Annotated in this window: 11 protein-coding genes; 6 read left to right on the forward strand and 5 right to left on the reverse strand. The window is 67.1% G+C overall.

Annotated elements, in window-relative coordinates; genetic code table 11:
- Positions 1-4 precede the first annotated feature (4 nt).
- Both AB4Z47_RS05200 and AB4Z47_RS05205 read left to right on the forward strand, forming a co-directional pair.
- A complete protein-coding gene (locus tag AB4Z47_RS05200) occupies positions 5-199 on the forward strand; it encodes a DUF3046 domain-containing protein (protein WP_441948234.1) in 195 nt (64 codons plus the stop codon).
- Positions 196-1,434 (forward strand): phosphotransferase, encoded by a 1,239-nt coding sequence (locus AB4Z47_RS05205; RefSeq protein WP_441948235.1) that lies wholly within the window; start codon positions 196-198, stop codon positions 1,432-1,434. Before AB4Z47_RS05200 ends, AB4Z47_RS05205 begins: the two co-directional genes overlap by 4 nt.
- Before the next feature lie 268 nt (positions 1,435-1,702).
- Here the strand turns inward: AB4Z47_RS05205 and AB4Z47_RS05210 are convergent, their stop codons facing one another.
- The gene (locus AB4Z47_RS05210) at positions 1,703-3,112 is read right to left on the reverse strand and encodes an MFS transporter (protein ID WP_441948236.1); all 1,410 of its coding nucleotides are present in this window, start codon (positions 3,110-3,112) and stop codon (positions 1,703-1,705) included.
- A 99-nt stretch (positions 3,113-3,211) separates the two neighbouring features.
- Here AB4Z47_RS05210 and AB4Z47_RS05215 point away from each other — a divergent pair, with 99 nt between their 5' ends.
- From AB4Z47_RS05215 to AB4Z47_RS05230, 4 genes are all read left to right on the forward strand, one after another.
- A complete protein-coding gene (locus AB4Z47_RS05215) occupies positions 3,212-4,234 on the forward strand; it encodes an Lrp/AsnC family transcriptional regulator (RefSeq protein ID WP_441948238.1) in 1,023 nt (340 codons plus the stop codon).
- A gap of 170 nt (positions 4,235-4,404) precedes the next feature.
- Positions 4,405-5,451 carry a recombinase RecA gene (recA, locus tag AB4Z47_RS05220; protein WP_441948240.1) on the forward strand — a complete coding sequence of 349 codons (1,047 nt, stop codon included), beginning with the start codon at positions 4,405-4,407 and terminating at the stop codon, positions 5,449-5,451.
- A 271-nt stretch (positions 5,452-5,722) separates the two neighbouring features.
- A complete protein-coding gene (gene recX, locus AB4Z47_RS05225; RefSeq protein ID WP_441948310.1) occupies positions 5,723-6,304 on the forward strand; it encodes a recombination regulator RecX in 582 nt (193 codons plus the stop codon).
- Between the two features lie 532 nt (positions 6,305-6,836).
- Entirely contained in the window at positions 6,837-8,024 is a 1,188-nt protein-coding gene (locus tag AB4Z47_RS05230; RefSeq protein ID WP_441948242.1) for an MFS transporter, read from the forward strand.
- Positions 8,025-8,219: 195 nt separating this feature from the next.
- On the opposite strand, the gene AB4Z47_RS05235 is transcribed toward AB4Z47_RS05230, so the two are convergent.
- The 4 genes from AB4Z47_RS05235 to AB4Z47_RS05250 all read right to left on the reverse strand — a co-directional run bounded on the left by AB4Z47_RS05235 (position 8,220) and on the right by AB4Z47_RS05250 (position 11,704).
- The gene (locus AB4Z47_RS05235) at positions 8,220-9,122 is read right to left on the reverse strand and encodes an amino acid ABC transporter permease (protein ID WP_441948244.1); all 903 of its coding nucleotides are present in this window, start codon (positions 9,120-9,122) and stop codon (positions 8,220-8,222) included.
- A 67-nt stretch (positions 9,123-9,189) separates the two neighbouring features.
- Positions 9,190-9,870: an amino acid ABC transporter permease gene (locus AB4Z47_RS05240; RefSeq protein ID WP_441948245.1), complete on the reverse strand. Its 681-nt coding sequence runs from the start codon at positions 9,868-9,870 to the stop codon at positions 9,190-9,192.
- Between the two features lie 109 nt (positions 9,871-9,979).
- Positions 9,980-10,816, reverse strand: coding sequence for a glutamate ABC transporter substrate-binding protein (locus AB4Z47_RS05245; RefSeq protein ID WP_441948247.1), 837 nt, complete (start codon positions 10,814-10,816; stop codon positions 9,980-9,982).
- A 159-nt stretch (positions 10,817-10,975) separates the two neighbouring features.
- On the reverse strand, positions 10,976-11,704 hold the full coding sequence (locus AB4Z47_RS05250; RefSeq protein WP_441948312.1) for an amino acid ABC transporter ATP-binding protein: 729 nt from the start codon (positions 11,702-11,704) through the stop codon (positions 10,976-10,978).
- Positions 11,705-11,736 lie beyond the last annotated feature (32 nt).

Here is an 11,736-nt window from a genome sequence, read left to right on the forward strand (position 1 = left end):
GACGGTGCGGTTGACCGAGTTCCAGGAACTGTTGCACGCCGAGTTCGGTGTGGCGCGAGGTGACGCCCTGCTGACCGACCACGTTGTCCCCGCGCTCGGGGGACGCACCGGAGCCACCGCCATCGAGGCGGGGGTGGATCCGCGGGACGTGTGGCGCGCGCTGTGCGCGGAGTTCGACGTGCCGCGGGCGCGCTGGTGAGCGCCACCGGGCAGGTCGATCAGGGCGGGCCGCTCTACCGGTTCGATGAGCGGCGTCGGATGATCCCGCTGGATCCGGAGCGCTTGGCCGCCCGGGTGGTGCACGCCCATCCCGTCGACTTCGCGGGTTTCCGGCAAACCGGCATCGAGCTGATGCTTCTCGGCCGCTACGACGAGTCGCTCGACCACCTCGATCGTGCGCTGGAACTGGTGGACACCGAGCAGCGTCGAATCACCGTGTGGATCAATCTGGGCGACGTCTACCGCTATCGAGGCGACGCTGTCACGGCCGAGAGGCTCTATCGCCGCGCCGTCGAGCACGCGCGCGCGTCCGCGCCGGAGGTGCTCTCCTTCGCCGTCCAGCACCTGGGTAAGGCGTTGGCCGAACAGAACCAGCTGCGCGAAGCGCATACGCTGCTGGCGGAGGCGATGGAACTGCGCGTCGCCGAAGGCGACCCCGAGGAGATCGAATCCACCCGCGCCGCCCTGGACATGCTCGGTGAGCTGCCGACACCGTTGCCGCCCACGGTCGCCGCGCTACTCGGCGAGGCGCCCACCTGGTCGGACGAGCACGAGGGCATGAGCGGTGGCGTCGTGCTCGTCAACGGCGCCTACTGGCTGAAGCGCGGTCCGAAGGCGGTCGCCGAGCACGAACGCCTGAACTGGTTGCGGGACCGCGGGATTCGCTTGCCAGAGGTCGCGGCATTCGAGGACGACGTGCTGGTGCTCGCCGACGCGGGCGCGCCGAGCCTGGCCGCGCGGGACAACTCCGAAGAGCCGGCCTCGATCGGCACCGTCATGGGCTCGATCCTGCGGCGGCTGCACGGCATTCCGATCGATGAGTGCCCGTTCGACGGCCGCCTGGACGTCGTCTTGGCGCGGGCGCGCCGCCAGGTGATCGAAGGTCTTGTCGATATCGACGATTTCGGCGACGACAACCGGGGCTCGAGCCCGGCGGACCTGCTGGCGCGGCTGCTGGCCGAACGTCCGGACCACGAGGATCTGGTGGTGACGCACGGTGATTTCACCCCGGCCAATGTGCTGGAGGGCGAGATCCTGCTCGATGTCGCCGCGCTCGGCGTGGCCGATCGGTATCGGGATGTGGCGATTGCCATGCGCGATCTGCGCGAGGACTTCGGCGAGGCGGCGGTGGTGGCGTTCTTCGGCGCCTACGGCTCGACCGAGCCGGACCCCCGCCGCCTCGCGTACTACCGGCTGCTCGACGAATTGTTCTGACAGCGCGTCCGAGAACTGCGTGGGGGAGCTTGTGACGCCGTCCTTCTCGGCCGTTAGGTGCCAAAACCGTTGAGGTGGGGTTACCGGTTCCGTGTCGTCCGGGCTGGTTTCACACCCCCATAAAAGGGGGTGTGCGAGCCGTCCCGTCGGCGGGCGCTGCTATCCGGGGCCCGTGCTTCGGGCTCCTGAACTCGGGCACAGATCCGGTTGCTGGCCAAGCCAGTTGGGTGGCCGGCTGTGGGCGGGAGGTCGCCACCTCGCGGCACGGTCAGGCGGCGACGACTTCCGGCACGGCTCCGGCCGGTTCGACCTCCGCCCGCTGCCGATGGAACAGCCCGAACGCGATCAGTCCGAACACGACGCCCACCGCGGACGCGACGCGGAACGCCGCGTCGAGCCCGTCGACGAAGTGCGGCAACGTCGTCGGCCGGTCGGCGGTGGCCACGCCACGGAACACGGTGCCGAGCACCGCGACGCCGAGCGCAAGTCCCAGCTGCCGCGCGGTGTTCACCGCGCCCGCGGCGGTGCCGCCCTGCCGCGGCGGCACGGCCGCCATACCGACCGACACCAGGGCGGGCGCGTTCACACCGATCCCGACACCGATCACCACGAATCCGGGAACCAGTGCGACCCAGGAGGATCCGGTGCCGATCAGGGTGAGCAGTCCGGTGCCGAGCCCGACCACGACCAGCCCCGCACCGATGGTCCACTTCGGCGCGGTGTCGTGCAGTAGTCGTCCGAACATACCGGCCACCAGGAACGCGGTCGCGGCCATCGGCAGCATCGCCAGTCCCGCGTGCAGCGGCGACATGTGCAGCTGCTGCTGCAGCCACAGCGAGATCAGGGGAGTGCTCGCGAACGCGGCGAAAGTCTGCCCGGACGCGCCGAACAGTGTCGCGCCGAAGTCGCGATTGCGTAGCAGTGCGAGCGGGAACATCGGTGCGGCGCCGCGGGATTCGACGAACCCGAAGGTCAGCGTCGCGACGGCGCCGAGCGCGAGTGCGGTCAGTGCGGCCGCGTCGGTCCACCCGTGCTCGCCACCGCGGATGACGCCGTAGGTGACCGCTGTCGCCGCGGTGGCGAAGGCCAGCATGCCCAGCACATCCACCGACCGGTCCGCCCTGCGTTCCGACGGCGGGAACACGGTGGCGGTCAGCCCGATGGCCAGCACCGCGATCGGCAAGTTGACGAAGAAGATCCACCGCCACGACAGCGCCTCGGTGAGTACGCCGCCCAGCACCACCCCGATACCCGCCGCCGCGCCGGACACCGCGCCCCAGGTGCCGAAGGCTATGCCGCGGTCACGACCGGTGTAGGTCGCGTGCAGCAGCGAGAGCGTGGTGGCGAACATGGCCGCGCCGCCGACGCCCTGCAGCACCCGCGCCGCAACAAGACTCGCCGCGGACTCGGCGACACCGCAGCCCAGCGACGCGACCGCGAAAACGGCGAGTCCGGCCAGATAGGCGCGCTTCGCGCCGACCCGGTCGGCCAGTGACCCGAGCACCAGCAACAGCGCGGCCAGCGCGAGGGCATAGCCATCCACCACCCACTGCAACCCGGACAGCCCGGTATCCAGATCGGTGGCGATGTCGGGCAGCGCAACGTTCACGATGGTGACGTCGATGAGCAGCATGAGCGTGCCGAGGCACGCGGCGAACAAGGGGAGCCATTTTCTCACGAGGGGCCTCCATGACGGATTCGAACGATATCGACGCCAAGCGTGCGGCAATCGAACGTATCCCCCTAGCTGTAGCGGTATCGGCGTTAGATTCCTCCTATGTCGTACGATGACCCGACGGAATCCTCCGTACTGGATGTGCTGGACAAACAGATCGTGCACGCGCTTGTGCACGATGCCCGGATTCCGTTCGCCAAGCTGGGCGGCATTCTCCGGGCATCCGAGCAGACGGTGGCGCGGCGCTATCGCTCGCTGCGACAGCGCGGGATCCTGCATGTTTCGGGACAGGTGAACGCGGTACCGCTCGGGCACGCGAGATGGGTGCTGCGGCTGAAGTCGACGCCGGACAAGGCGTTGCGCCTGGCCGAGTCGCTGGCCAGGTTCCCGGATCTGAGCTGGGTCACATTGCTGTCCACCGGTTCCGAGGTGACCTGCGTCAGCAGGCCGCGCTCGGTCGAAAGGCGGGACGCGCTACTACTGCACACCCTGCCGCGTGCTCCGCAGGTGCTCGAGCTGACCGCGCACGAGGTGATGCACCGGTTCCCGCCCGACGAGGAGTGGCCGCGCTACCGGCACCTGTTCACCGCCGAACAGCTCGAGGAGTTGGGGCCCTACCGGTCTCGTCCCGCGAGTGTGGGGCCGGACGCGCCGGTGGACCTGTCCGCGGCGGACGAGGCGATGCTTGCGTTGCTCGGACGGGACGGGCGTGCGCCATATGCCCAGCTCGCGGCCGAAACCGGGTGGACGGCACCGCGAGTCGCGCGGCGCATGGCCGAGTTGGTGGCGGCGGGCGTGCTGTACTTCGACCTCGACTTCGCGATCGAGCGGATGGGCTACGGCGTGCGCGGGGCGCTGTGGCTGCGGGTGCGCCCCTCCGATCTGGACGCGGTGGGGCGGGCGATGGCGACGCATCCCGAGATCGTGTTCGTTGCCGCCACCACGGGGCCGACCAATCTGATGGCGTCGATCATCTGCCGCGATACCGCCCACCTCTACCGGTATGTCACGGAGCGGCTCGGTGCGCTGGACGGGATCGCCGGCCTCGAGGTGACGCCCTCGCTGCGCGTGCTCAAACAGGCGCAGACGCTGCTGGATAGCGATCGGATCGCGCTGGTGCGGTGATCGCGCGAGGTTTGCCGGGAACGGCGAAGTCCGTTCGCGCGTTGGCTGGCGCGTCGCTTGACTCGAACATCCGTTCGCCTAATCTTGACGGCAGAACTTGTCGGTGCCGCCCTCTACTGTAGGCGCCAACCACAGAACAAGACCTACCCGTCGAAAAGGGGATCAGGACCATGGCACCACAGGCGTACGACCGCGACAAGGCGCTCGAGCTCGCGCTGGCCCAGGTGGAGAAGAGCTTCGGCAAGGGCGCGGTCATGCGCCTCGGCGAGGAGGCCCGCCAGCCCATCTCGGTGATCCCCACCGGCTCCATCGCGCTGGATGTAGCACTGGGCATCGGCGGCCTGCCGCGCGGCCGCATCGTCGAGATCTACGGTCCGGAATCCTCGGGTAAGACCACTGTCGCGCTGCACGCGGTGGCCAACGCGCAGGCCGCGGGCGGTGTGGCGGCGTTCATCGACGCCGAACACGCGCTCGATCCGGATTACGCCCGCAAGCTCGGCGTCGACACCGACGCGCTGCTGGTCTCCCAGCCCGACACCGGTGAGCAGGCTCTGGAGATCGCCGACATGCTGGTCCGCTCCGGCGCCATCGACATCATCGTCATCGACTCGGTGGCCGCGCTGGTGCCGCGCGCCGAGATCGAGGGCGAGATGGGCGACAGCCACGTCGGTCTGCAGGCCCGCCTGATGAGTCAGGCGCTGCGCAAGATGACCAGTGCGCTGAACAACTCCGGTACCACCGCGATCTTCATCAACCAGTTGCGCGAGAAGATCGGCGTGATGTTCGGCTCGCCGGAAACCACCACGGGCGGTAAGGCGTTGAAGTTCTACGCGTCGGTGCGCCTGGATGTGCGCCGCATCGAGACGCTCAAGGACGGCAGTGACGCGGTCGGCAACCGCACCCGCGTCAAGGTCGTGAAGAACAAGGTTTCGCCGCCGTTCAAGCAGGCCGAGTTCGACATCCTCTACGGGCACGGCATCTCCAAGGAGGGGTCGCTCATCGACATGGGTGTCGAGCAGGGCTTCATCCGCAAGTCCGGCTCCTGGTACACCTACGAGGGCGACCAACTCGGCCAGGGCAAGGAGAATGCCCGCAAGTTCTTGCTGGAGAACATCGACGTGCGCGACGAGATCGAGAAGAAGATCAAGGAGAAGCTCGGCATCGGCGCCGACGTGACCGCGGAGCAGGCCGCCGCTGAGGTGCCCGCCGATTTCTGAGCCGATGAGCGGCCGGCGATCGCCCGGACCGCGTCGGGCCGCGCCCGAGGGGTCGCGGTCCGACGCGGTGCACGAGATGCGGCGCCGGTTGGACGAACTCCTGTCCGCCTCCGGCCGGTCAGCTGACTCCCGGCCCGGTGGACAGGAACCTGAACGAGTCCGGAGGGCCGAAGGTGGTTCGGCTGGGCCGGACACCATGGAAACCCGGTCGAGCGCGTCCGATCCGCAGCGGGCGCGTTCGGTCGGGTCCCGGCGTGAGCGCCGAAACACGATGTTGCGCAACGACTCCCAATCGGCTGGCCCCGAACGGTCCGACGCCCGAGGGGCGGATCCGGCGCCGGGATCCGGTGGTGGGACGGTCGAGCAGGCGAAGGACGCGTGCCTTCGCATGCTCGCCGGTCGCGCCCGCAGCCGCGCCGAGCTCGTCCAGCACCTGACCGCCAAGGGGTACCCGCCCGAGGTGAGTGATCGTGCGCTCGATCGCCTCACCGAAGTAGGTCTCATCGATGACGCTGCGTTCGCCGAACAATGGGTGCACTCCCGCCACACCTTCGCCGGCAAAGGCAAAAAGGCGCTCGCTATGGAACTTCGCCGCAAGGGCGTCGCGCAGTCGGATGTCGCGCCCGCCCTGGCCGCCATCACCGACGACGACGAGGATTCCCGCGCCGCCGACCTGGTTCGCCGCAAACTACGCTCTCTGCCCCGAGACCTGGACCGCGACAAGATGATCCGCCGCCTCGTCGGCATGCTGGCCCGCCGCGGCTACGGCCAGTCCACGGCCTACCGTGTGGTCAAAGCCGAGCTGGCCGGTCACGGCGCCGAGGACGACCTAGTCGATCCCACCATCGACTGAACCGCGCCTGCGGCGATTCTCCCGCGATGTCGAGCGCCAATGAACCCGGCCACGAGCCCCGGATCTCGATGCGCTACCGGAATCCCGTGCGGCTGCGGCATATGTTGAATCCTTACTGCACGAGCTTTTCGACAGGCAGGTCCCATGACCCTACGGCTGAGTTGGGAACAAACTTCGTGATCTCCGAAATTCCATCCAGTTCCGGGACCGCGGCGAGAAAGCGGAGATAGCTGCCATCTCCGAGTCGGGTCGAGGGCTGATCCGGATGGTCGGGCTACATGATGGAGACCCTCGTGCTCTCGCTGCGATTCCGTGATCACGCTGATCACCCCCACACTCCACTTCATCGAGATCAACAGCCGAGTTCAGGCGGCGGCCCCGAACCACCGGACGCGGGCCGCGCCCGTCGAAAGCGGAGGTAGATTGTGTCGAAGCATATGGGAAGATGCTGCGCGAGGATTCCGACATGGGTTCTCTGCCAGGCGAAGACGTATCGGTTGAACGTTCACGAGCACGACCGGACAATCGCACGGTGACTGCCGACACCCAGCCTTTCGTTCGTGACCGGATGACCGTGCTGTCCTACAGCGTGCTGGGTGCGTACACGTTCTGGTTGTATGCCTTCGGGCCCGCGCTTTCGTTGCTGCGCGCCGAGCTCGACTTCTCCTACACGATGATCAGTGTGTACTCCGCACTGTGGGCGGCCGGGTCGATCCTGGCCGGGCTGGTTTTCCCGGCTCTGGCCGCCCGGGTCGAGCGGCGTGTGCTGCTGTGGTGGTCGGCGCTGGTGACTACCTGCGGTGCGGCGATGTTCACCCTCAGCCACGGCATCGCACCCACGCTCGTGGCGGCGTTGGTCATGGGATGTGCCGGCACCACGGTGCAGACCACGACCCAATCGGTGCTTGCCGATCGGCACGGCCCACGCCGAGACATCGCATTCGTGGAGTCCAATATCGGAGCCGGCGCGGCCGCAGTGCTGGCGCCACTGGCGCTCGGGATCCTGCAGTCCACCCCAGCCACCTGGCGTACCGGTATGGCAGTGCCCGCCGTGGGCATGGTTGTGCTGTATCTGCTCTGCCGCCGGGAATCCTTCCCGGCGGCAGAGCACACCGTCGTCCGCCAGGGCGGGAATCGCTGGTCTGTACTGCCCTGGACGTGTCGGCTGTTGTGTGTACTGGTGGCCGTCGGTATAGGCGTGGAATTCTGTGTGGTCTACTTCGGCACCGAATTGCTCATTGCCACAACGAACATGTCGATCTCGGTGGCTGCGACAGCTATGACGGCGTTCTACGCAGGCATTCTGCTCGGCCGCGTCGCAGGCGCCCGGCTCACCCGCCGTCCGGGCCGCACCGTTGTCCTCGTCGGCTGGTCGCTGATGATCACCCTGGCCGGATTGCTCACGCTGCTGTTCAGCACAACCGCCGCGGTGGCGGTGATCGGGTTGTTCGCCACCGGACTGGGCATCGCCAACCAGTTCCCACTGGTGCTGGCATTGGCGTTGGCTGCCGCGTCGAACCGCACCGACGTCGCAAACGCTCACGCCCAGCTGCTCGGCGGCGTGGTGGTGCTGGCTTCCCCTTTCCTGCTCGGCACCATGGCCGACCACACCAGCCTGATCGCCGGTTTCGCTGTCGCCCCCACTCTGACCGCGATATCCGCACTGTGTCTGATCGCCACTCGCCGCACACCTGCCACCGAAACCTCGGTGTCGACATAGTTGTCGCTACGGCCCGAGCTTGGCAGCGCGAAACCACCGACGCGCACCGCCGCTGCTTACTCGCCGTATCCCCGAGGATGGTCGCGCCCGCGTCCTCGGTCAGCTCGGGATCGGCGCCGGTGCGCTGGAACCGATCACCTCATCCAGCGCTCGCCGTCCCGGCCGGGTACTTCTCGGACGTTCGGTGATCGATGCTCACGCCTTCTTCCCGATGTCGACGCCGGGCGCCGCGTCGGTGAGGATGGAGTCCGCGGCCACCACGGCCGCGCCACCCTTGCCGCGTTTGCGCGCCCGCAGCCGCCGTTCCAGCTTGGTCGCCACCAGCGTCAGCGCACTGTTGAGGGCGATCATGATGACCGCGATGATCATCAGCGCCGGAACGGTGTTCTGTTCGGCCGCGCCGAGCTGCTGGCCCGAACGCACGATCTCGACGTAGGTGATCTGGTAACCGAGTGCCGAGTCCTTCAGTGCGACGACCATCTGCGAGATCAGCGCGGGCAGCATCGCGGTGATCGCCTGCGGCAGCAAGATCAACCGCATCAGCTGGCCCTTGCGCATGCCGAGCGCGACGGCCGCCTCGGTCTGCCCCTTCGGCAGTGCCAGGATGCCCGCGCGCACGATCTCGGCGATAACCGAACCGTTGTAGATGGTCAGCGCGGTGACGACGGCCGCGAGCGCGAGATCGTCGGACTTGAAGACCTTGTAGTCGGAGAACACCGCGAACAGGAAGATCATCAGGATCAGCACCGGGATCGCACGCGCCACCTCGACGATCGCGCCCGCGATCCAGCGCATTACCCGGTGCTCCGACAGCCGAAGTATGCCGAAGACCATGCCGAGGACCAACGCGAACACGATCGACAGCAGCGCGGCGACGATGGTTCCCCGCACACCGGGCAGCAGGTAGGTCGACCAGACCTCGGCATCCAGGAAGGGCTTCCACTTCTCGGTGGTGAACTGCCCCTTGTCGGCGAAGCCGCGGTAGAGCACCCAACCCGCCGCGAGCACCGCGACCCCGACCAGGACCGAAAAGATGTTGTTGCGCAGCCGTGCCTTCGGGCCTGGGGCGTCGAACAGGACCGAAGGGCCTGTGGTCATGCCCCCGCCTCGCTGACGCTCGGCTCCGGCATGACCGCATCCGCGGCTGTGTTCATGATTCGCTCGCTCATCGGGCCACCTCGTATCGCTTGGCCAGCCAGCCGAAGAACAGGCCGGTCGGGAGGGTCAGGATCACGAAGCCGAGCGCGAAGATCGCGCCGATAGCCAGCACGGCGGCCTCGGTCTCGTTCATCTCCGCCATCAGGGTCGCGGCTTCGGCAACGCCGATGGCCGAGGCAATGGTGGAGTTCTTGGTCAGCGCGATCAGCACGCTGCCCAGCGGGGCGATGACCGAGCGAAACGCCTGCGGCAGCACGATGAGCCGCAGATTCTGCACGAAGCCGAAGCCGAGCGAGCGGCCCGCCTCGGACTGGCCCATCGGCACGGTGTTGATGCCCGAGCGCAGCGACTCGCAGACGAACGCGGCGGTATAGATGCTCAGGCCGATAACGGCGAAGCGGAAGTTGTTCTGCGCCACCGAATCCGGCCCCTCACCCGCGAGCCGCCAGCCCATCGTGGTGTAGAGGCCCAGCGACATGAACACGATGATCAGCGTGAGCGGGGTGTTGCGGAAAATGGTGACGTAGGCGGTACCGACCCACCGCGCGACCGGCACGGGGGAAACGCGCAGTCCGGCGACGATCGTGCCGAGGATCAGCGCGCCGATCGCCGACAGCACGGTCAGTTTGATGGTCACCCAGAAGGCTTCGAGGATTTTGGTGTCATACCTCGAGATCAGGTCGAACACGGCGGACGCGTCCCTCCGATCGGGTCTCGATGGTCAAGGGAAGTGCGGCGGGAGGCCCGGCCCGGGTTGGGGCCGGGCCACCCGGGCTCGGGTGGAAGACGAACCGAACTCAGTACCGGTTCACCGTCGGCGGCTGTGGCGGCTGGTAGCCGGAGGCGCCGACAGTCGTGTCGAACGCCTTCTTCCATGACCCGTCGGCGATCATCGCCTCGATCGCGTTGTTGACCTGATCGCGGAGTTCCTTGTCACCCTTCTTCAGGCCGATGCCGTAGTTCTCCGTAGTGAACGGCTTGCCGACGAGCTTGAACGCCCCAGTGCTCTGCGCGGCGTAGCCGGCCAGAATGATGTCGTCGGTCGTCACCGCGTCCCACGAACCCGCGCGTAGTCCCTCGAGGCACAGCGAATAGGTGTCGTTGGCCTGCAGCTGGGTGTCGGGGAAGTTCTTCTGGATGTTCTGGGCGGGTGTGGAGCCCTTCACCGAGCAGACCTTCTTGCCTTTCAAACTGTCAGGGCCGGTGATGTCGGTGTTGTCGGCACGCACCAGCAGCGACTGTCCCGCGACGTAGTACGGACCGGCGAAATCGACCTTCTCCTTGCGCTGGTCGTTGATCGAGTAGGTGGCGACGATGTAGTCGACCTGACCGTTCTCGATCAGCGTCTCGCGCTGGCTGGAGGGGGATTCCTTCCAGGTGATGTTCCCGGGCTGCACGCCGAGCTTGCCTGCCACGTACTTGGCGACCTCGACGTCGAAGCCGCTGTAGGAGCCATCCTTGTTGCGCAGTCCGAGACCCGGCTGGTCGAACTTGATGCCGATGGTGAGCTTGCCGTCCTTGGCGTGGTCCAGGGCGGATTTGTCACCGCCGCCGCCACACGCGGTGGCGGTCGCGGCCGCGAGTGTCAGGGCGATCGCCCCGATACCGAGTCGCAGGGCACGGTTGATCCTCATCGAGTTCCTTCTCCCTCTAGTGGGTCTTGCTATCCGGCAGTTCGGTCTTGCTATCCGGCAGTTCGGTGTTGCTGTTCGGCAGTTCGGTGTTGCTGTTCGGCAGTTCGGTGTTGCTGTTCGGCAGTTCGGTCCGGCAGTGCGGTGTTGCTATCGGGCAGTTCAGTGGCTCAATATCTTGCCGAGGAAGTCTTTTGCGCGGTCGGACTTCGGCGCGGTGAAGAAGGTGTCCGGTGTCGCGTCCTCCACCACCAGGCCGTCGGCCATGAACAGCACCCGATTCCCGGCCCGGCGGGCGAAGCCCATCTCATGGGTGACCACCAGCATGGTCATTCCCTCTTTGGCCAGCGACACCATCACCTCGAGCACCTCGTTGACCATCTCCGGGTCCAGCGCGGAGGTCGGCTCGTCGAACAGCATCACCTTGGGATTCATCGCGAGCGCGCGGGCTATGGCGACGCGCTGCTGCTGCCCGCCGGACAGCTGGGCCGGGTACTTGTCCGCCTGATTGGCGATGCCTACTCGGTCGAGCAATTCCATGGCGCGGGTGCGCGCGTCGTCCTTTTTGGCCTTGCGGACCTTGATCGGCGCGAGCATGACGTTCTCCACGATCGTCTTGTGCGCGAACAAGTTGAACGACTGGAACACCATGCCGACGTCCGCGCGCAGCGCGGCCAGCGCTCGACCCTCGGCGGGCAGCGGGACACCGTCGATGGCGATGTCACCGGAGTCGATCGGTTCCAGCCGGTTGATGGTGCGGCACAGCGTCGATTTTCCGGAACCCGAGGGGCCCAGAACGATGACGACCTGTCCCTTGGGGACCTCGAGATTGATGTCCCTGAGTACGTGCAGGTCGCCGAAATATTTGTCCACACTGCGCATCGAGATCATCGGCGGCGCGCTGGTGGCGGCGCTGACGTCCC

Source organism: Nocardia sp. 2TAF39 (assembly GCF_052114905.1).
Classification (GTDB): domain Bacteria; phylum Actinomycetota; class Actinomycetes; order Mycobacteriales; family Mycobacteriaceae; genus Nocardia.